This window comes from Streptomyces lasalocidi (assembly GCF_005280215.1).
Classification (GTDB): Bacteria; Actinomycetota; Actinomycetes; order Streptomycetales; family Streptomycetaceae; genus Streptomyces; species Streptomyces longwoodensis.
This window is the reverse complement of the sequence record NZ_SZNQ01000001.1, coordinates 6,329,298-6,349,608: the sequence shown is the minus strand read 5'-3', so window position 1 is coordinate 6,349,608 and position 20,311 is coordinate 6,329,298. Positions and strand designations below refer to the sequence as shown.

At 70.1% G+C, this 20,311-nt stretch carries 20 protein-coding genes and 1 pseudogene; 14 read left to right on the top strand and 7 right to left on the bottom strand.

Translation table 11 applies throughout. The features are described 5' to 3' along the window. The first annotated feature begins 1,234 nt into the window (after positions 1-1,234). The 9 genes from E4U91_RS28700 (at position 1,235) to E4U91_RS28655 (ending at position 9,540) form a co-directional block, all read left to right on the top strand. Positions 1,235-2,122, top strand: a complete 888-nt coding sequence (locus tag E4U91_RS28700; RefSeq protein ID WP_137309502.1) for a helix-turn-helix domain-containing protein — start codon at positions 1,235-1,237, stop codon at positions 2,120-2,122. 2 nt (positions 2,123-2,124) lie between these two features. Then, positions 2,125-2,841, top strand: a complete 717-nt coding sequence (locus tag E4U91_RS28695) for a zinc finger domain-containing protein (RefSeq protein WP_137309501.1) — start codon at positions 2,125-2,127, stop codon at positions 2,839-2,841. A 154-nt stretch (positions 2,842-2,995) separates the two neighbouring features. Continuing rightward, on the top strand, positions 2,996-3,634 hold the full coding sequence (locus E4U91_RS28690; RefSeq protein ID WP_137309500.1) for a WhiB family transcriptional regulator: 639 nt from the start codon (positions 2,996-2,998) through the stop codon (positions 3,632-3,634). Beyond that, positions 3,631-5,259: a collagen-like domain-containing protein gene (locus tag E4U91_RS28685; RefSeq protein ID WP_137309499.1), complete on the top strand. Its 1,629-nt coding sequence runs from the start codon at positions 3,631-3,633 to the stop codon at positions 5,257-5,259. The genes E4U91_RS28690 and E4U91_RS28685 overlap by 4 nt, the downstream gene beginning before the upstream one ends. Continuing rightward, positions 5,256-5,447, top strand: a complete 192-nt coding sequence (locus E4U91_RS28680) for a hypothetical protein (protein WP_137309498.1) — start codon at positions 5,256-5,258, stop codon at positions 5,445-5,447. The genes E4U91_RS28685 and E4U91_RS28680 overlap by 4 nt, the downstream gene beginning before the upstream one ends. A gap of 575 nt (positions 5,448-6,022) precedes the next feature. Then, on the top strand, positions 6,023-6,373 hold the full coding sequence (locus E4U91_RS28670) for a plasmid mobilization protein (protein ID WP_241678719.1): 351 nt from the start codon (positions 6,023-6,025) through the stop codon (positions 6,371-6,373). Then, the gene (locus E4U91_RS28665; RefSeq protein ID WP_137309496.1) at positions 6,370-8,112 is read left to right on the top strand and encodes a relaxase/mobilization nuclease domain-containing protein; all 1,743 of its coding nucleotides are present in this window, start codon (positions 6,370-6,372) and stop codon (positions 8,110-8,112) included. Before E4U91_RS28670 ends, E4U91_RS28665 begins: the two co-directional genes overlap by 4 nt. 212 nt (positions 8,113-8,324) lie before the next feature. Beyond that, complete coding sequence (locus tag E4U91_RS28660) at positions 8,325-8,768, top strand: hypothetical protein (protein WP_168218176.1); 444 nt, start codon at positions 8,325-8,327, stop codon at positions 8,766-8,768. Positions 8,769-8,847: 79 nt separating this feature from the next. Further along, the gene (locus tag E4U91_RS28655; protein WP_137309494.1) at positions 8,848-9,540 is read left to right on the top strand and encodes a hypothetical protein; all 693 of its coding nucleotides are present in this window, start codon (positions 8,848-8,850) and stop codon (positions 9,538-9,540) included. A gap of 172 nt (positions 9,541-9,712) precedes the next feature. Here E4U91_RS28655 and E4U91_RS28650 read toward each other — a convergent pair whose 3' ends face one another. The 3 genes from E4U91_RS28650 to E4U91_RS28640 all read right to left on the bottom strand — a co-directional run bounded on the left by E4U91_RS28650 (position 9,713) and on the right by E4U91_RS28640 (position 11,299). Next, complete coding sequence (locus E4U91_RS28650) at positions 9,713-10,534, bottom strand: SPDY domain-containing protein (protein ID WP_137309493.1); 822 nt, start codon at positions 10,532-10,534, stop codon at positions 9,713-9,715. Between the two features lie 15 nt (positions 10,535-10,549). After that, a complete protein-coding gene (locus tag E4U91_RS28645) occupies positions 10,550-10,840 on the bottom strand; it encodes a hypothetical protein (RefSeq protein ID WP_137309492.1) in 291 nt (96 codons plus the stop codon). A gap of 105 nt (positions 10,841-10,945) precedes the next feature. Further along, positions 10,946-11,299 (bottom strand): SPDY domain-containing protein, encoded by a 354-nt coding sequence (locus E4U91_RS28640; RefSeq protein WP_137309491.1) that lies wholly within the window; start codon positions 11,297-11,299, stop codon positions 10,946-10,948. A gap of 592 nt (positions 11,300-11,891) precedes the next feature. On the opposite strand from E4U91_RS28640, the gene E4U91_RS28635 reads away from it, so the two are divergent. The 3 genes from E4U91_RS28635 to E4U91_RS28625 all read left to right on the top strand — a co-directional run bounded on the left by E4U91_RS28635 (position 11,892) and on the right by E4U91_RS28625 (position 13,803). After that, positions 11,892-12,404 carry a hypothetical protein gene (locus E4U91_RS28635; RefSeq protein WP_137309490.1) on the top strand — a complete coding sequence of 171 codons (513 nt, stop codon included), beginning with the start codon at positions 11,892-11,894 and terminating at the stop codon, positions 12,402-12,404. 198 nt (positions 12,405-12,602) lie between these two features. Beyond that, positions 12,603-13,121, top strand: coding sequence for a peptidylprolyl isomerase (locus E4U91_RS28630; protein WP_277755339.1), 519 nt, complete (start codon positions 12,603-12,605; stop codon positions 13,119-13,121). Between the two features lie 325 nt (positions 13,122-13,446). Next, on the top strand, positions 13,447-13,803 hold the full coding sequence (locus E4U91_RS28625) for a hypothetical protein (RefSeq protein WP_137309488.1): 357 nt from the start codon (positions 13,447-13,449) through the stop codon (positions 13,801-13,803). 250 nt (positions 13,804-14,053) lie between these two features. Here the strand turns inward: E4U91_RS28625 and E4U91_RS28620 are convergent, their stop codons facing one another. The 4 genes and pseudogenes from E4U91_RS28620 to E4U91_RS28605 all read right to left on the bottom strand — a co-directional run. Continuing rightward, positions 14,054-15,064 (bottom strand): SpaA isopeptide-forming pilin-related protein, encoded by a 1,011-nt coding sequence (locus E4U91_RS28620; RefSeq protein ID WP_137309487.1) that lies wholly within the window; start codon positions 15,062-15,064, stop codon positions 14,054-14,056. A 29-nt stretch (positions 15,065-15,093) separates the two neighbouring features. After that, positions 15,094-15,894, bottom strand: coding sequence for an SPDY domain-containing protein (locus E4U91_RS28615; RefSeq protein WP_137309486.1), 801 nt, complete (start codon positions 15,892-15,894; stop codon positions 15,094-15,096). Positions 15,895-15,948: 54 nt separating this feature from the next. Beyond that, positions 15,949-16,437 carry a hypothetical protein gene (locus E4U91_RS28610; protein WP_137309485.1) on the bottom strand — a complete coding sequence of 163 codons (489 nt, stop codon included), beginning with the start codon at positions 16,435-16,437 and terminating at the stop codon, positions 15,949-15,951. Positions 16,438-16,467: 30 nt separating this feature from the next. Then, positions 16,468-17,193, bottom strand: a pseudogene (locus E4U91_RS28605) (SPDY domain-containing protein); the annotation flags it as partial. Between the two features lie 77 nt (positions 17,194-17,270). Between E4U91_RS28605 and E4U91_RS39160 the strand changes: the two are divergent. Next, entirely contained in the window at positions 17,271-17,966 is a 696-nt protein-coding gene (locus E4U91_RS39160; RefSeq protein ID WP_241678718.1) for a site-specific integrase, read from the top strand. Positions 17,967-17,983: 17 nt separating this feature from the next. After that, a complete protein-coding gene (locus E4U91_RS28595; protein ID WP_241678717.1) occupies positions 17,984-20,203 on the top strand; it encodes a tyrosine-type recombinase/integrase in 2,220 nt (739 codons plus the stop codon). Positions 20,204-20,311 lie beyond the last annotated feature (108 nt).

Below are 20,311 nucleotides of genomic sequence, written 5' to 3'. Positions count from 1 at the left end.
ACACAGGTCTCGCTAAGTTCGGCTAGCCGTAGGAAAGTTGAACAGCAATGGCTCCACCGGCCCTAGCGGAGGAGGCATTTCGTTACTTTGCTGTGACAGTTTGCATACATTGACGAATGATCCAGACCAAGCCCAAGATCTGGTTGTCCACGAGACGGGTCGCAAGCCACCGGGTGATCCGCCGGGGGGATGGCCAGCAAGGATGTCCTCTAGATCAGAGTGGACACTCGTAGTTAGACGAGACTTGGACTACCCCTGGCTGGCGGTTGGTGAGGCCGTTGCGGCAGGCGATACGAGGGAGGGTGAAGATCATCTGCGAGGACGTCGGGGCGGTCATGTGCCGTCCATGCCTCGGCTTTCCGTTTCCGTCAGCCAAGGCGCTTATACGTGCTCCAGGCGTTGCAGAAAGAGTCCTCCAGCAAGGTCTAGGGCCTAGCCCACATACCCTGTCCGTTCGTTCCCGCAATCGTGCACTCATTCGCATCCGAACAGATGGGGCGAGATATGCGCGGAGAGCGCAACATTGCCGGGCGGCACAGACCCGTATCGGCAGCGCCGACACTTAAGTGGCTTCAACTTTCTGACGGTGGACACGATTGGCATAACAGCCCCCGCAAGGTTGAATATCCAATCACCTTTGCTGCGCCCAGACCCTCAAGTCGGCGCACCAGCGGACCCTTCGCCAGGAGCGAGCATCTCGAGCCGACCGCCCTCGGCGGTCCGGCCGACGCTCGGTAGCTCCGGGCACACTCCGCTGGCATGCCGCTCGCTGGGCTGCGGTGGAAACCACTTAGTGACTCTCTGCAACCAGTACAGAGTTTAAAAACCAAGTCTGGATCTTGATACGGGTCCGTGCGTATGTTCGTCGTCCCCGGGCAGCCCGCCCGCAGCGACGGACATGAGGAGAGCACGAGAACGGACCGGACCGCGAAGGTCCACAAACAGCGACGGCGCCCGGGAGCGGTAACTCACGGACGCCGAACGCTAAGCGGCACACCCGCCCCGGCAAGGGCGGAGATTGCCCACCATCACCACACTGAGTCCTTCCAAGGGGCGCGTCAGCGTGGCAACACTGCAAAGGGGAGTATCGCATGTCTCCTGCCCTGCGCAAAAGGCCCTTCCGCCTGGCCTGCGCGGCAGCCATCTCCGCCTCGGCGCTTCAGCGCCCCGAGCCGGACCGCACCTTCATGGCCCCGCCAAGCCGCGGGACCCGCCCGCTCGTCGGGAGCTGCCGATGAGCAGCGAAGCCCGCGACTGGGTGTGGGAGCACAGTTGCAGCCGGGGGACGGCGCGTCTGGTCCTGCTGTCCATCGCCGACCGGGTGGGCGACGAGCAGTGCGTCTCCTGGGCCTCCCTGTCGAGCCTGGCCAAGCGCACCCGCGCCTCCGTCTCCACGGTCCGCGAAGCCATCGACCGTCTGGTCGACGCCGGTGAGCTGGAGCAGCTCGACGACCTCACCGGCCCGCAGCGCAGCACCGTCTACCGCCTCCCCCTCGCCGCCAAGGCCCTGGCAGAGACCGTGGACGACGAGGACCCCGACCAGACGCCGGCGGAGGGGACCGAGGCCACCCCGGCGCTCCGGATCTCGGCCCTGCGGCGCTACAACATCCGCCCGCGTGAGGTGCCGGAATCCCCTGCGAGGGCCCGGAAACCGGCAGTACCGGAATCCGGCAGGTCCCGACGGAAACCGGCACCTCGACGTACCGGAAACCGGCACAGCGATGTACCGGAATCCGGCACACAGAACCGTAGTGAACCGGATTTGAACCGGAGGTACAGCAGTGGTGATGCTGCCGTCCTCTCAGCTGCCGAGTGGCAGATCGAGCCAGCCAGCCACACCTGGGCCCGCCAGCAGGGACACCTCGACCGCCTCGGCGAGCAGGGCCTGCAGGCGGCCGACGCGAAGTGGCGTGCCCACCGCTCAGGCTTCAAGCCGAGGCCAGCGGCTGCCTGGGCTGCCGACTGGCGCTCCTGGGTTGCCCGAGAGCACCCCCCTGGCCGCCCGAACCTCTACGCCGTGCCCGGCACCGGTCCCGGCCAACCCGGCGGCATGACGCGGGCAGAGGCCCACACCGCCGCCCTCCTCGCCGCCCTGAACGAGCCGACCGGAACGGAGCAGTAGCCGTGGACCGCCGCGAAATCGCCGCCCTGCTGGCCTACATCGGCCGACTCGACCCCCGCACCATCCGCACCGACCAGGGCGAAGCCCGCGACCAGCTCGCCCAGTGGCACGAGCTGCTCGGCGACGTGCCGATGGCCACTCCGCATGGCTGGGACGCCCGCGTCGCCGCCCGACAGCACATCCGAATCTCGCCGTACCAGATCCTGCCCGCGGACGTGGCTCGCCCCTGGGAGAGCTACCGGCGCGACCGCCTAGCCCGGCACTCCGATCCCACACCGTCCGCCGACCCGGACGACCAAGCCGCCTGGACCGCCGAACTGGTCGGCACCCGCCGCGCCGTCGCCGCCGGCACCGCGCAGCCCGCCCAGGCCAGAGCCATCACCAGCGGTCGCGACCGCATCGACCCAAGGCTTGAGGCCAGGCTGCGGCAGATCGGCTCCTGCATACCGCCCGCCGCCCGCGCCGCCCTCGCCCCCTACCGGCCCGCCCGCGCAGCCCGCGAGGCCGCCGTCGCGCAGGGACTGCCCGACGCCCTGAGCGTGACGTGCGAGTGGTGCCTGGCCCAGCCCGGCGAGCCGTGTCGTCGCCGCCGGATCGGCCCCGACGACGGCGTACGCACGACCGCCCCGCGCGCCACCCCGCACCCCGGCCGCGTCGACCTCGCCGCCGCCCAGCAGGCCCAGCCGAGCGAGCAGGTCCAGCAGCCCGCCCTGGCCTGACCGGCGTATCGGCGCGTGCCTCCCGGTGCACCGCCGCCCCAACATCACCGTCCCGCCCCGGCTACGGCGCACGCCCGCGCGCCGTAGCCGGTACCCGACGCCGCGCCCAGCGCCAGCCCGGCCGGCCGACGCGGCAGCACATCGGAGACCACCCTTGCGTCACATCACCACGCATGACGCGCCGGCCACCGGCCTGCGCGGTATCGGAGACACCAGCTGGCACACCCAGGGAGCGTGCCACGGCATGGACGTCGAGGACGCTGACGCCGTCTTCTTCCCGCTCCCGCGGGACCACGAAGCCATAGCCGAGGCGAAGGAGCTGTGCGGCTGGTGCCCGGTACGCAGCGACTGCCTCAACTTCGCCCTGGAGAACGTTCTCAAGGAGGGCATCTGGGGTGGCCTCACCGAGGCCGAGCGGCGTCCCTGGCACGACGGACTGCACCAGCGCCTCGACTACCGACGCGTCACGTCCTTCTTCCTAGGACGCGACGTGCATCTGACCGAGGCCGAGCGGCAGGTCGTCATCGACCACGCCTACGTACGCGGCTGGCGGCCCGACCGGCTCGCCACCGCCCTGCAGATCAGCCACAAGCATGCCCGTGACCTGCTCCGGCAGGCGGCCAACAAGGTGTTCGACCGCGACCGCACCTACGGCGTGCCGCGGCCCAAGAAGAAGCGGAAGACCGCCCCAGCAGCAGGCGGCCCCGCGCCCGCCGCACCCGGCACACAGCAGCCGGCAGCCCGCCCGGCAGCGTCGACTCCGGCGCACGCCTCTCTCGGAAAGGCCGCATGACCCGCACCCTCCTGTCCCTCAGCGCCGCTCCGGACCTCCCTCTCCTCCTCGCCGCCCTCGTGCCCGCCGCCGTCGCGCTCGTGCTGACCGCTTGGACGATCCGGCGCCGAAGCACGCGCCCGCAGAAACGTCTCAGCGGTCCGGCGGTCAAGGTCGCTGCCCTTGCCGCCCTCGGCTGTACTTGCTACTCCGCGGACACGAGCTGGCGGTTCGCCGCCGACTACCTCGACATGGCCGGCGCCGCCGAGAGGGCCGGCATGTTCGCCGCGGCCGAGCTGGCGCTCTTCGCGACGGCGCTGATGGCACGGCAGAACCTGGCCACCGAGGGCGCCCCCGGTCTTCCGGGCACGCTGGTCTGGGTGATCACCACAGTGCAGGTGATCCCCGCCTATGCCGAGAGCGGTCCTATCGGCGGCACGGTAAGGGCCTTCGTCGGACCGGTCATGGCGGCGATGCTGTGGCACCTCGCGATGGGGATCGAGCTGCGCCTGCGCACCCCGGGTGCCGCCTCCCACGGACTGATCGCCGTCCTGGGGCGGGAAGCACGCGAGCGGCTGCTGTCCCGCCTCGGGATCGCCGCACGCGACCGCGACGCCGCGCAGATCACCAGGGACCGGGCCACCGCCCGCGCAGTCGCCCTCGCCGCCCGCCTCGCCGAACGCACACCCGAGCAGCAACAGAGCCGGCGCGGCCGGCGGCTGACGCGGCGCCTGTCGAAGGCGGTCGGCAGGGCCTCGGTCGGGACCGACGCCCGCCAGCGCGCACAGCTGCTCGACCAGCTCGCCGCGCGCCGACACGCACTCGCGCTCGTCACGGTCCCGCTGCCCTCCCCCTGGTCCCCGACGCACACCCCCTCGACGGCAGCCACGGTCCCCTCACAGCCGGCCTCGAAAGCGCCGGTCCCCATAGACGGATCCGACGAGTCGGTCGGGGACCGAGGACCGAGCGCTCCGAGGGGACCGGTCCCCGAAATCGCGGACCCCGAGGAGTCAGCTAGCGCGCGGACCGAGGGCGACGCGGGGACCAGGGTGGGGACCGAGGCCCCAGAAGCAGGTGCGGTCCCGGGGACCGGTCGCACCAATCCGGAAGCCTCGCAGGGAGACCCCGGAGGCGCGGGGACCGACCGAACTACGCGAGAAGTCCCTGCTCAGGGCCCGGATCCGCATCGGGGACCGAACGCCACCGAGTCGGGGACCGAGCCCACCGGGGACCGGGGACCGAACGCCACCGACACGGGGACCGAGCCCACCGGGGACCGGGGACCAAACGCCACCGACACGGGGACCGAGCCCACCGGGGACCGGGGACACAAGGCCCCACTCCGCCGGAAGACGACCACGAAGCCCCGGACTAAGACCAAGGGGAAGCGCACCCGGTCCCGCACCCAACAGACGCAGCGTCCGCCGCGCGAGCCGGAGCAGTCGGTGGACCAGCTCGTCCGGCAGGTCCGTCCGCACGTCCCTGCCCTGCTCGAACGGGACGGCAACGAGTCCGTCACCCGGGTCCAGCTGCGAGAGATCCTCCGCCGCGAGGGCCTGAAGGGCGGCCGGAACGACCGACTCAGCCTCGTCCTCCAGCAACTGCGGAGCGACGACACCACGACGACAAGGAGCACCGCCCCGTGAAGACCTGCCACCAGTTCGACACCGTCCGTGCGGAGTACGAGCGGGAGATCGGCTTCATGCTCGCCCACTCCAAGCGGCACGAGGGCAGGCCAGCGGCGAAATCCAGCGCGAAGCAGGCTGCATCGACGAAGCAGCGGATGGCACGGGCGCTCAACAGCCACGTCGGGCGCTGCGTCGAGTGCGGCTGAACCTGCAAAATCCCAGCTCAACACCCCTAATCGCAACCGGTGGCCCGGCTCCGTGCCGGGCCACCGCCCCCCTTGAGGAGACACGCTGTGATTGCGCGACCTGCTCGCTCATCCGAGCCCACGGTCGACGAGGCCGGCGCCTGGGCGGACGTCCTGGTCCGCCGGCGGCTCCTACACACCGCCGTCCTCACGCCGACCGGCCAGTGGCTCGTCCAGGACCAGCCCGACGGACCCGTCCGCGTCCTTATGGGACCGACCGACCTCCTCGCGCTCGCAGCGACCATCCAGCACCACACCCGCTCTACGAGGCCCGAATCCCGATGACGAACCCCACCCAGAACGGCACCACTCCGGAACCTGCTGCCGGCTCCAACTCGGTCTCGGGGCGAGCAAGTTGGGGCGGAAGCATAGCTTCCGCCTCTCCCGCCCCCGAGGGGGCGGGAGAGGCCCTGCACCGGGGGGCGCAGGTCCTTCGGGCTTCGACCGGGGGCGGATCGAAGCCGGGGCAGGAGGAGAAGCAGATCGAGCCGCCCGCCCGTCGACAGCGCGCTCGTCAGCCGCCAGCGAAGAAGCGCTTGCGCCAGCCCGCCACGCGATTCAACGAAGACGAGTACGCCCTGATCAAGTCCGCCGCCGCTCAGTGCAATCTGTCCGTCGCCGGGTTCCTCGCCCGCTCCGCGCTCTCCGCCGCCCGCGACCTGAGTCGTACCAGCGCTGAGATCGCCGACGAACGCGAAGTGATCACCGCCCTGTTCGACAGCCGGCGTCGGCTCGGGTGGGCCGGCAGCAACCTCAACCAGGCAGTCAAGGCACTCAACTCCGGCGCAGACGTTCCCCACCTCGAAGCGGCCATCGCCGCCGTACGGCGTGCCGCCGATACCGCCCATCAGGCCGCCACACGGCTGATCGAGCACCACGGCTCATGATCCCCAGCGTCAACCCGTCGGGATCCGACACCCGAGGTCTCCTCTACTACCTCTACGACACCGGCAAGCACGAGGACCACACCGACCCCCACCTCGTCGCCTCCTTCGACGGCATGTCCCCCGACCCGGGCCGCGACCCGAACGCCACGCTCACCGACCTCCAGCAGCTCCTGGACCAACCGATGATGGCCCTCGCCAAGCACGCCCGCCCGGCCAAGCACGTCTGGCACACCTCCGTGCGCGCAGACCCGGGTGACCGGATCCTGACCGACGAGGAGTGGGCCGACATCGCCCGCCGCATCGTCGCCGCCACCGGTATCGACCCCGGCGAGGGACAGTCCGGCTGCCGCTGGGTCGCCGTGCGCCACGCCGACGACCACATCCACATCGTCGCCACCCTCGTCACCGAGGACGGCCACCGCCCCGACGACTTCCGCTCCGGCGCCCGCGCCCAAGCCGAAGCCCGCCTCATCGAGAAGGAACTCGGCCTCCACCAGGTCGCACCGGGGGACGGCACCGCGGCGAAGCGGCCCACCAGCGCCGAACGCCACAAGGCCGAGCGGCAGGGCCGAGAGCGAACCGCCCGCGAGCAACTGCGTGAGTCCGTACGGCGTGCGGTGGCCGGAGCGAGAAGCGACGAGGAGTTCTTCGAGCGGCTCGCTGCCGCCGGCCTGCTGATCCGCAAGCGCGCCGCGCCCTCCGGTGACCGGCTCGGATACAAGGTCGCCCTGCCCGACGACCTGAACAAGGGCGGCGAGCCGGTGTTCTACCCCGGCGCGCGCCTGGCTCCCGACCTGTCCTTGCCTCGCATCCGCGAGCGGTGGTCCGGTGATGCGCAGGATGTGCCTGCGGCCCGGCGGGAGGAAGCGATTCGCACGGGGCCGGGCAGTCCGGCCTCCGCGCGCCGCGGAACGGCATCGGCCGTGTGGCAGGCCGTGCTCGTCGTCGAACACGGCGAGGACGGGGTCGCCGCCGCCCACATCGCCGCAGTCGGCGAGGTCCTGGACGCCCTCGCGAAGACGTCTGCCGCTCACACCCGCCGCGAACTGCGCGACGCTGCCACGGCTTTCGAACGGGCCTCCCGCTCTCACGTCCGTGCCGTGCGCGGGCACGATCGCGCCCTGCGGCAGGCCGCCCGCGACCTCGTCCAGGGCGGTCCGGCCCTCGGCCGGGGTGAGGACGGAGCCACCACGGCGATGGCGATCGACATGCTGTTCTTCCTGATCACCGCCACCGCGCACTGGCACGCCCGGAAGGGCCACGCCCAGCAGGCCGAGGCCGCCACCCGAGCCGCCGAACACCTGCGCGCCGCTTACCAGGCCGCCTCGGCCCAGCCGCTCGGTGTGCTCTACCAGCGCGGCCGGCGTCTGAGCCGGCCGGTGCTCCAGCGGCAAAGGGTGCTGCTGCGCGAGGCGCTCCCGGAACTGGCTGAGCAGATCCTCGCCGAACCCGGCTGGTACGCCCTGGCCGCGACCATCACGGAAGCCGAAGCCGCCGGCCACGACCCGGCCGCCCTCCTGTCCGACGTTGCCGCTCGGCGCGAACTGGGCACCGCGGACTCCGTCAGCGACGTGCTCGTATGGCGGATGCGGCGGACAGCCGACCTGCCCGCCGATGCCTCCCAGCTTCCCGAGACCAGCACCGCAGCGAACCGGTCCGCGACGCGCAGGGCGACGACCAGGCCCTCCGCGCCCGGCAGGCGGCGCAGCGGAGAGGCGTCACCGCGTCAGGCCCGATAAGTACACCGGACGGCACGCAGGCTCCCCGGATCGCCGCTGTGCCGTACCGAGACATGCGTCGTGGCCTCCTCGTCACCCAGGCAGCCGAGAGGCCACACCCGTGCTGACCTGGCCGAAGGGACTGTGGACGTTGTGAATTGAAACCGCCGACGGCGTGGGGCACGATCATGAAACGCGCAGGACGAGGTGCCGAGGTAGAGGAGGACGCCAGGGTGTTTCACCGGATACGCCGCAGGGCCAAGGGGCCGAGCGAAGCTCAGAAACGGTTCGCCGAGCTGCACGCGCGGATGCAGGGACAGGTCCCGCCCGGCATCGGAGTGCCGGCACCCGAGCCGCAGCCCGCCGAGCCGACCGCCATCGTGGACGACTTCCTCCCGCCGGAGCTGCGGGTGCCGAGCCACGACCAGGTCGAAGGCAAAATGATGCCGTGGAAGCAGCCACTGGTCCTCGACGGCGAGATGGCCACCTGCGCCGAGTGCGGCGCGTACCGGGACTGGCTCATCCTCTCCACCCGCGGTGAGATCTGGCTGCGCTGCCGGGCCGGACATCAGCAGCTGGAGACCCGCATCGACACCGCCTGGTACAACCGGCACTCCGGGCCGGCGGACTCGACGCACGCCACGTTCGAGGACTGCCTGCGCCACCTCGGGCACTGACCACCACTCCTACGACCCCACCGGGCCCGCGGGCCCGCACTGACCACCCGTCGCCTAGCACCAAGGGGTCAGTTCCGTCATGCGCGTTCGCGTCGCCACCACCGCACTCGGCATCACCGCCGCCCTCCTCGCCGTGCCCGCCTGCTCCACCGACACCACCGGGTCCAAGCACCGGACCTCCTCCTCCCGTACGGGAAAGCCGACCGACGCCGCCAAGGAGTCGGCCGCGCTCTCCTCGGCCGCGCTCGAGTCCCGCCTGCTCGGCCCGCGCGACCTCGGCAGCGGCTACCTTCCCAAGCCGCAGCGTCCGGCCCAGCACGACGACGTCACCGTCATCGGCTGCCCGGCCCTGAACGAGCTGGGCGGCGACGCAGCAACTGGCGGCACGCTCGCCTTCCCGCACGAGGCGAAGGCGGACTTCACCTACGGCGGCAGCTCCTCGGAGATCTCCGAGGAGCTGTACAGCGACAGCGTGAAAAAGCTCTCCGACGGCACCGGCCGGATCTTCGATGCCATGACAGGCTGCCCGGCCTATCAGGTCGTCGCCGGTGGCACCCCGGTCGACGTGACCTCGCAGAAGCTGCCCGCAGCCAGCGCCGGCGGTGATGAGCAGTGGAGCCAGCTCCTGACGTTCATCGCCGGGGGCCGGAGCACCGTGGTCAAGCAGACCGCGATCCGCGACGGCAGCCTGCTGCTGGTCCTCTCCGGCTCCCCGGCCCTCGTCGACCGCCACCTCGACAAGGCCCTCGCCAAGGCCACGGCCACGAGCTGACCTGCGTGCACGTCACGCTGCTGCCTCCGACCGTCGCGGGTCGGGGGCAGCAGTGCGTTATGGGCTAAGCACGGACGACCCGACCGGCCACTTCGCCCGGCAAACAAGAAAGTCCGACACCCCCAACTGGGAGGATGCCGGACTGCGATCGTCGAGAGGGGTGCGCGGGACGTTAGATGGCCGGCGCGCGCAGGAGGCGCTCCTGGGTGGCCTCGGGCAGGACCCGCCGCAGGACCGGTGCGGTCGAGCTGAGGGAGGCGGCGAAGGCAGCGACAAGTTCGTGCGGGACGCTGGCGGCGAACGAGGCCACCCACAGAAGCGGGGCGCCGAGTACGGGCTCGGCCCACGCCTGCCATCCGGCCGGTCCCGTCTCGTCGTCCTCGGCGGACAGGGCCCGTAGGTCGCCGTCCTGGATGAGGGGCGGCACCTCCCCCAGGCTGATGTGCGAGGTGAAGGTCGGGTCCGTCGCCACCGCCTGGGGTTGGTCGATGTCGCGGAGCCAGCCGTGGGCGGCGACAGCGTCAAGGACCAGGTCGGGGGCGGCGAGCGCCGAGGCAGGCTGGTTGCTTGCGTCGAGCGCGACGAGGAAGTCGACCACCGCCTCGCCGGGGACGTCACGGGTGAAGTAGGCCGACCACTGGGCGAGCGGGCTGCTCGCCTCGGCTCGGGCGGAGATCTGCCAGGCGACCGGCAGCCCACCCAGGTGGAACGGTTCGTCCGCCAGGCCCCACTGGGCCCAGCGCAAGGCGTCGGGGCTGATGTGCAGGACGGTGCTGCGCAGGACCTGGCGGTCCTCCGGTTCCTCGTCCGGCTCGTGCCGTCCGCGGACGATCGTCAGGCTCGTCCAGCCCAGGCCGGCGAGCGCGTCAGCGACGACGTCGTAGAGGCGTCCATCGTCACCGGCCAAGTGCCGGGGGCCGACCCAGAACGCGGGTTGACCGCCACGCGGGGCGGACTGGTCGAGCGGAAGGTCGGAGTACAGGGGCGCCTCCAAGGGCTCGGTGCGGGTCTAGTTGCCGCCGGCACGGCGGCGAGGGCGGCGCGGGGGCGCCTGGACGGGGCCCTGCCACGTCAGGGCGCTGGCAACCTCCGGCGGCAGGTGGCCGAGCTGCGCGTCCTCGTCCCGCCCTTCAGCGAGATAGACAACGGTCCGGCCGGTCTCATCGACCGACTGCAGGACCTGCGCCAAGCGGTGCGCCATCGGGAAGAACGGGTTCATGGCCTGGCGGACCGGAGCGCTCCGGTCGCAGCCGGACAACAGATCGATGAGATCGCCGACGGTCATCTCCGGGGACGTCACGGACAGCCTCCTGGGGTTCGGGGGAAACGGGGGCGGTGGAGCCAGGCCGGCCTACGGCACCGCCAGCGCTCACAGGGCGGGCGCTATGTATCGGTGGCCGCGCTGTCAGAGGCGGCGTGCGGTCTCCAGCACCCTCGCCACGGTGGCGGCGACGATGTCGGCCGGCGTCTCGGTGTCGAACGACATGTGGTAGCCGCGGACCTGGGCGGTGCCGGTGACAGCGATCTTCCACCCCTCGCCGTCCGTGCCGGGTCGGCCGTGCGGAAACCAACCGAGGTAGAACCGGCCGTCCTTGGAGCTGACGTGCACGTCCGCGCGATCATCAACGATCAGGTGGAAGTCCTCGGCCGAGAACTGGTCCAGGACCAGAGTCGGCTGACCGGGGCCGAGCTGCCACTCCCGCGGTCGCAGGGCCTCGACAGTGGTGGAGAAACCGGGGCCCGCAGGGGCTACGGTCACGAGCAATCACCTCTCTGACCTGGGGTTTCTAGCAAGGTCGTCTACGTTGACATGCTCTCGCGCCCGTTGGCCAGTCTTTCCGAGATCTTTCCTGTCTGCCCCCGGCGAACTGCCTGTCCTCTGACACTGAACCTGGATCAATTGCCATTGAAGTTGGACCAGTGACCGCCGCCCCGAGTTCCTCAATGGCTCTTTGGCATCCCTGGTCGTGCGGTCAGGTCGTCGGGATGCTGGTGGGCATGGCCTTGGGTGGGGTCCGCTGGGTGTACGCCCTGCGTGGCAGTGTGGGTGACGGCTTCGCCCGATGGCGCGTCAAGAAGCCGGGCGGCGCCTGGAAGACAAGACTTGCGTCACGCTGTAGTGACGACCGCTGCCGGACGAGGGCGCCACCTCGGAACGGATCGACCGTGCAGACGCCCCGGTCGGCCGGAGCGAACGACCCGTCGGCGTCGGGCACTTCCCCCAGGATCGGGATCTCGGTAGACAACGAGCTTTCTACCCTTTATCCACCAGAACGGGTGAATACCCGCATGGCAGCGATGCGGGCGGGAACGCCCCCATCGACGCCACAGCCACGTATGGAGGTTCACCCATGGCCAGCAATGGATTCCCCAGCGGCGATTTCTTCATCACCAATGTGCGGAGCGGTCTCGTCATCACTGCCGTGCCCGGCGGTGTGAAAACCCTCGGCTCCGCTAACAACAGGGGCGGTGACGAGATCACATACACCCGGACCGCCCACCCCCAGCCCCTCCTGACCACTCCGTTGCCCTCGGGGAAAAACGGCCTCCAAGGCTGGTACTACGACACAAGCGATTCAAGGAACCTACTGGTGTGCCGTACGAAGTTCGATGTCCGCGGCCGGTTCGTCCTTCAGGCTCAGGAAAACGACTGGCCCACGATGAAGGGGGCCGGCGCCAACGGACTCTCCGCCTGGAAGATGGAGGACGGGCTCATCTCGTCCGACACTGACGAACCGTACTTCCTGGTCGCCCGTTCAGACGAGGAAGACGGCACGTACACGCTTGATTGCGTGCAAAAGAGCAGGCTGTTCTGGCCTCAGTTCCACGAGAACACCAAATGGGAGGTCACGCCCTTCTCGTAGTCCGCGCTCTCCTGCGGCGCCCCCAGGACTGAACGGTAAGGCGTTCGCAGGCACTGTTACGCGCCTGTCCATCACCAGCGAACCGAGTCGCGCTGGACAGGACACCGCGGCTGTGTTGTCGCCACGAACCCAGAAGGATCACCGACTGTGCATTTTCCCAGTATCTCCGTACCTGGCTCCGGCCAGCTCCATGCCCGCGTGGTCACCTCGCTCGGCGACATCGTGATTCGCCTCGAAGAAGAGCGCGCGCCCAACACGGTCAAGAACTTCGCCGGCCTGGCAACAGGCGCCACCGACTGGAAGGACCCCAAGACGGGGACGCCGATGCGAGGCACGCCGATGTACGACGGCACCCGCTTCCACCGGGTCATCCCCGACTTCATGATCCAGGCCGGAGACCCCCTCAGCCGCTACCCCGACCAGGCCGACCGGTGGGGCACAGGCGGCCCCGGCTACAAGTTCGCCGACGAGTTCCACCCGGAGCTGCGCCACAGCGGTCCCGGCGTGGTGTCCATGGCTAACTCCGGTCTCGGCACCAACGGCTCGCAGTGGTTCATCACCCAGGGCGCGACACCCCACCTGGATAACAAGCACACCGTCTTCGGCCAGGTCGTCACCGGTCAGGACGTCGTCAAGACGATCGCCAATGTGCCCACCACGCGGGACCGCCCCGACTCGGACGTCGTTCTGCAGACAGTCGTTCTCTTCCGTCAGTAGGCCGGGCCGAGAGGGGCGCTCCTGGATGAAGCCCTGTATCCGGCGCGCCTCTTGTCTGGTGGTGGGTGAGATCGTGGCTGGTGCCGCGTTGACGTACGGCGGTGCCGATCTGTGTGGGCGCGGATGGGCAGGGCCATGACGGGGTGCCGGCCACCTCGGGCCGCATGGCAGGTCCCGGGGCGAGAGCCCCGGGACCTGGGTGTCACGGTGCCGGGAGCCGGCGCGAGCGGCTCGTCTCAAGGCCTGTGAGTCAGCGGATGGTGAACGCGAGGAGATACGCGCGAAACCGCCACTTCCTCTCCCCGGAGCCTCCTACAGTGGCCTCATGAACATTCGCTGGGGTGGCTCGGTCTGGGAACTGATGCTGGTGAAGCGCGCGGTCGGGACAGCCCTGTCGAACTCGGCGAGCGGCGGGTACAGCACGCTCCTGCGCGACGGCGCCCGGAACTTGGTCGGCCACGCGGACCTGCTCAACGGGAGACGAGCCGTCGCCGGGCTTGTCGCGGTCTCCGCGGTAGCGGGTGGTGCGCTCACCGTCGCCACCATGAGGGTGACGCCGCACCTCAAGACGAAGTTCCGCCCCGCGGCCCAGGACACGGCAGAGGGGGCGGCAGAAGCCACCTCCGACACCCCTGTTGAGGAGCCGGAAGCTCTCCAGGGGCCGCGGCTACGCGCTGTCTGACCATCGGGCGTATCTCCCCCAACGGCCTGCTAGGGGTGCCGGTAGCGATCAACCTTCGGTGACACACGCTCAAGGTTCGATGTCACAGGACAGCTGCTCCACGCCCGGCCGAAGTCCACGAGCTGGTCGCCAGCACCGCGGCCTAAGCACGCACGGAGGCCCCCGCACCCGGGAGGACGCTGTTGGCGGTCGCCAACAGGGTGTCTATCTGGGCTGCGGGGGCCCGTGCAGTGAAGAAGGGTGGGTGCAGTCAGCTCCCAGTGGAGTCTTCTGTGTGGCTGTTGGTGCGACTGCGGCGTGTCACGGCGAGGGCGCCTCCACCGGCCGCGATCAGGACGGCCGCTCCGCCGATCAGCCACGGCGTGGCGTCAGCGCCGGTGTGGGCGAGGGAACCCGTCGGCGTCTTCGGTGTGGAGTCGCCGGCCGGGGTGGCAGCCATGGTGGAGGAGCCGGGTTCCGGTGTGTCACTGTCCGACGCGGACGGCGTGGCCCTTCCCGTACCGCTGTTCGGTTTGCCTGGGCCGGCGGGGGTGTCGGTGGGCGTGTGCGTGGGCTTGCCCGAGGGTTCGGGCTTCGGGGTGGTGGTTTTGGCGTTGGTGACGGTCACGGTCACCGGGGCGCCGGGAGCCGCGGTGAACGTCTTGGTCGGCTTGTACAGGTGGTAGCCGGCAGGGGCTTTGATTTCCTTGACCCAGAACTGGGCCTTGCGGCTCGACATGGGCAGCTCTCCGGAGGCCGTGCCCTTGGCTCCCGTGGTCAGGGTGAGCAGCGTCGAGGTGCCGGTGCTGATGTTCACGGTTGCGCCGGGCAGGAGCTTGCCGGTCTTGTCGTCCTTGGCCTGCAGGAGGACCTTAGCGGCCTTGAAGGGGTCGGTGATCGTCAGCCGGGTGGTCGCGCCCGGGGTGACGATGACGTCCTGGTCGGCGACGACCTCGTGGAGCGGGCTGCCGGAGGCCGTCTCCTTGAGCCGGTAGACGCCGGGCGCGAGGTCGGAGAAGGTCAGCTTCCCCTGGGCGTCGGTCGTCCCGTGTCCGGCTTTCTGGCCGGCGGAGTCGAGCAGCAGGAACTCGGCGCCGGGCAGGGCGTCTCCGGCCGTGTCCTTGGTGGTGATCTCGACGCTGCCCGCGTCCGGGGCTGGAGTCTCGGCGGAGGCCAAGGGGGTCGGTTCGGAGGGCTCGGCGCTCGCGGCCGGCGCCCAGGTGAGGGTGCCGACCGCGGCGACGGCGAGGGCGGCGGCGGATCGGACGAGACGTGCGTGCACGAGGGAGAAGACTCCTTGATCGGTCGGGGTCAGCGGGTGCGGCCGGTCGTAGGGCCGGTGGGTGGGATCGCGGGGGTCGGACGGTTGGGTGGCTGCGGGGCCCCAGCGGGTGCGGCGTAGAGGTGACGGCGGGTGTGGAAGGGGATCTGTTTCACGGCCCGGTGCAGCGGTTCGGTGGAGATCAGCGAGGCGGTGAAGGCCGCGGCGAGGGTGGTGGGAGCGGCGGCGGAGAATTGGGCCTGCCAGTGGGGTTCGCTCGGGTATCCGCCCCAGGCGCGCCAGGTAGGGCCTTCGGGACGGGTGGTGGCGTACCGGTGGCGCACGCCGCCGAGGCCGTCCGGTGGGAGGAAGGTCTGTGTGCCGTCCGTTTTGACGCTGTGGCTCCAGCCGCGGGTGAGGAGCGGTGTGTACACCTCGTGCGGGGCCGTGGCGTCCTCGAACAGGTGGTTCTGGTCGTTGTGGCGGTCTTCGAGGTACAGGTCGAGCATCTCGGCGTGGACGTCGCGCAGGAGTTCGGCGGGGGTGGTGGCGTCGAAGGTGATCTCCCAGGCCCGTGGGCCGAAGGGGACACGGTCCATGCCGATGGTCCACGTTCCTTGGCTTCGCTCCTCGGGTTCGGGAGCGAAGCGGGTCCACAGCCGGGCGCAGGGGCTGATGGCGAACATCATCCCTTCGAGTCCCTGGTGAAGGTGCCAGCCCTCGTCGTAGGGGAAGGCCCAGATCGTCTTCAGGTCTGCTTGGCCGGGACCGGCCAGGTGACGCGGGAGGACCCTCACGGTCTGGGCGGGGTCGAGATCCTTGAAGGGGTCGGAGGGCGGATGGGGCAACACGAGGAGAGGCTCCTGCTGGGTGGCTGGCGCGGGGTGCGGGTTTCGGGATGAGGATCAGCGGGTGCGGGCCCCGGCGGGGGTGGTCGGCGGGGGCGGAGTTCTGCGCGGGGTTCGACCGGCCGCTCGCTTGGGCGCGGAGGCGGCCCAGGCGCCGGGGAACCAGACGGCCGTGTACTGCTCGATGGCATCGCGCAGCCCGCTGGTGACGGCCCCGTCCCACGGCGGGCGGCCGGGGCGGTGGTGGGTGTCGAAGGTGCCGTACTGCTTGGTGTTCGGACGGGTATTGGTGGCTTCGTCGCGGCGGTGGAAGGTTCCGTGGTCCAGGAAGCTGAGCGCCACCGCGTCGATCTCGCCGCGTTCCGGGTGGACGACTGCGACACGCAGCCCGCCATAGGTGTCCGCGTGGATGGTGCGGGTGAAGTCGATCCGCAGCCGTAGCGGCGTGCCCGGGACGGGAGTGGCGTAGTAGGTGTTGCCCACGACGGCGTGGTCGTGGAGTGGGAGGCACAGCTCGGTGAAGAACTCGGGGGCCTGCAGGGACACGAGGGTCTCCGGTCGGGGGTTGGGCTGGGGTCAGCGGCGTGGGCCGGGCAGGGCAGGTCGGCTGGTGGTGCTCCAGCGCGGGACGCTGGCCGCGGGAAGCGCGGCCGGACGGCGGGACGCGGTGGCCCGCCGGACGTCGAGGGGAGTGGGCGACGGCGGACGCGACGGGAGGACCGGGGAGAGCCGGGCGTGGTCCTTGACATAGCTGGAGGTGTCGCCCCGCCATCGAGGAAGGGGCGCGGGGTCGGCCACGGCCCCGGTCACGGCCCGCAGAAGGGCAGCGGGGGTGTCGGTGCTGGCCGTGAAGTACCAGAAGGGCCGGGCTGAGGAGGTGCCGGCCCACAGGTGCCAGCGCGCGTCGCGAGTGTCCAGTTCGATCGCCGGGTCGAGGTCGCCGGTGGTGTACTCCAGCGTGGCGAGCCCGTCGGGTGCGGTGATGGCGAAGGTGCTCAGGTGCGGGCGGTTGAACTGCCAGCCTCGGTTGATCAGCGGGTCGACGGCCAGGAAGGGGTCACGGTCGGCGCTTCCGGCGAGCGGGCGGGCAAGGTAGTGGTCCGGGCCCTGCCGGTACGCCTCGGCAAGGGCGGTGGTGAAAGCGGTGACGAACTCCGTGGGCGCGGCGTCGTTGAAGCAGACACCCCAGGCCGGCGGACCGAAGGCGTCCTTGTAGGCGTTGATGCGCCACAGTCCGTCGTCAGCGCCTTCGGGGAGATAGCCGAGGCGGACCTTGCCGTCGGGCGCCGTGAGGTAGGCGTTAGAAGTTACGTGGAATCACTTGCGAGGCTGGTGATGTCGCACGGGAACCCACGGACTGAAGGGATCAGCGATACCAGATGGTCGAGCTGAGGGAGAAGTGGCCGATACTCGGTCGGCACGAGCAGGCAGCGGCCTGGCTGCAGGTGTGGCAGGACCTGGGACGGGCGCCGACGACGATCGATGCCTACGCCCGGGGACTGGCAGAGTATTTGGAGTTGTGCGAGCGGGAGAGTGCGGATCCGGTACGGGCCACTCGAGCCCATGTCGCGCTGTACGTACGCGAGTTGAGCTCACGACCGAGCCGCCGGGGAAGCAACGTCGTAGCGCTGGACTCCGGTGCCGGGTTGTCGAACGCGACGCTCCAGCAGCGTCTGGTGTCGGTGCGGTTGTTCTACGACTTCCTGGTAGAGGAGGGGCTGCGCCAGGACAATCCTGTCGGCCGGGGACGCTACACGCCGGGGGCCCGTGGCAGTGGGCAGCAGCGGGGGCTGGTGCGGAGGCTGGTGAAGCTTCCTTGGATCCCCAGCGACCAGCAGTGGAAGGCCATCCTGGCGGTCGCCGCTGCCGAGCCGGTACGCACCCGGCTCATGCTGGCCTTGGCCTACGATGCGGCCCTGCGCCGGGAGGAGCTGCTCGCTGCGTACCGACGACCTGGACCCGGGTCGGCGGCTGGTGCGCGTGCGGGCGGAGACCACCAAGAGCCGTCGGGAACGCGTCGTGCCCTCCTCTGCGGCAACTGGACGGTGCGTCTTGGGACCGGACCCCGCAACTGAGCGCCGAGGAGCGAACGGTGCTGGTGCACGCCCGCCCGCGGCTGTTGCACTCCTCCCGGCTGACCAGGGCGGAACGCGCTGCGCTGGCGCGGCTGCTCGGCCCACTGGAGCAGGCGCGTTCCTGCCTGTGGATCCCGGACAAGGCCGGACACCACCGGTGGGTGGACTACCAGGTGGTCGGTATGCTGCTGGTGCGCGCCGCCGAGGCCGGTTCGGCGTGGTGGAGCTGGGACCAGAGCGCGTGGACTCGTGTGATCGGGCCCGACGCGCAGGAGTGGAGTCGCCAGTGGCCGGCGCAGGCGTCGCAGGCATGCCGCCCCCGCCTGCTCGCCTACGCTTACCTCCTGGGCGCGCCCGTGGACGAAGCTCTGTTCCTCCGCTTTGAACGGCTGCGTCTGGCCCGGACGGTCTTCGGCCCCGAGATCGTGGACCGTGAGGTCGATACCGTCTACCAGCTGCTGCGCGGCTGGGGCTACTGCTTGGACACGGCGGGCAACCGCTCGGTGCGCACCCTGATCGTGCATGCAATGCTCCTCAATCGCAGCCCGTTGTTGGCGGATATGGACGCGGCGTTGCTGGATCGGTTGCGTCAGGCGGTGCGTTCGACCGGGAGGGCTTCCGGTGATCTGCACTCGCTGCAGCGGGCGTTGGCGGCGCTGGGCCGGTGCGAGCCGCCCGTCGCGCGCAATGAGACGCTGCTGGCGGGGCTGCGGGCCCAGCGGTGGACGGATGTGCCGGCGCCGTGGGCCGAGATGGTCTGCCGGTGGTTCGACACCTCCACGCTGAGTCGCAACGTTCGCATGGCCTACCGCCAGGATCTCGCCCGTATCGGCCGGTGGCTGGCCGCCGAACATCCGCAGATCAGCGAGCCCACCCAGTGGACGAGGGCGACCTGCGCGGCCTGGGTGGCGACGGTGGACCGGATGCAGATCGGCGACTACGTCGAACGCACCGCCACCCGTGGTGTGTTCGGAGATCCGATGTCCCCCTCCACCAAGGACAGTGCGCTCACCGCCAGTCGCGCCTTCTTCCGCGACCTTCAGGAATGGGAGTGGATCCCGCGCCGGTTCGATCCAGGACGTGCGTTGGAGACGCCCCGCAGCATTCGCGCACTGCTGGGTCCCAACCCCCGCGTGATCGCAGACGAGGTGTGGGCCAAGCTGCTGTGGGCTGGCATCAACCTCGCCTCCGAGGACCTGCCCACTACCAGCAGCGGCCCGCGCTATCCCCTCGAACTCTCCCGAGCCGTGGCGCTGACCTGGCTGTTCAGCGGCCAACGCAGCGACGAGATCCGTCGCCTGCGCACCGGCTGCGTCCGCTGGCAGCACGACGGCACGGACGTCAGCCCGGACGCCGCCAACGTCCTCGCCCGCGACGCCATCTGCCTGCTGGACGTTCCCACCCACAAGACCGGTATCAGCTTCACGAAGCCCGTCGACCCGCTCCTCGGGCAGGCCGTCGAGGTCTGGCAGGCCATCCGCCCCGAGCAGCCGGTGATGCTGGACACCAAGACCGGTGAGCGCGTGCATTTCCTGTTCGCCCACCGCGCCAACCGCGTCTCCAAGGACTACATCAACCGCACGATCATCCCGGCGCTGTGCACGAAGGCCGGGGTCCCCACCAGCGACGTCCGCGGCAAAATCACCAGCCACCGGGCCCGCAGCACCATCGCCAGCCAGCTCTACAACGCCAAGGAACCGATGAGCCTGTTCGAACTGCAGGCATGGCTCGGACACCGGTCACCCACCTCCACCCAGTTCTACGCGAAGATCACCCCCAAGACGCTGGCCAAGGCATACAGCGAGGCCGGCTACTTCGCACGGAACGTGCGCACCATCGAGGTCCTCGTCGACCGCGACGCCGTCGCCTCCGGGAGGGCGGCCACCGGCGAGCCTTGGCAGTACTACGACCTGGGCCACGGCTGGTGCACCTACTCATTTTTCGAACAGTGCCAGCACCGGATGGCCTGCGCCCGCTGCGACTTCTACACCCCCAAAGGCTCCAGCAAGGCCCAACTCCTCGAAGCCAAGGAGAACCTCCAGAGCATGCTCGCCTCCATCCCCCTGACTGAGGACGAACGCGCCGCGGTCGACGACGGCCAAGCCGCCATCGATGCACTCCTGGCCAGGCTCACCGACATCCCCACACCCGCAGGCCCCACACCACGGGAACTCGGCCTCCCCGCCACCGTCACCATGCTGCCCGTCGTGGAGGTCCGCCACGGCAAACAGAACTGAATGCTTCGGCGGTGTACCGGCAGGGAGGCAGCGCGTCGCGGGCTTAGCCAGCGACAGCGACCAGTTCGTCGGCGTGCACGATGAGGTAGGCAGCGCATGCCTCGATGG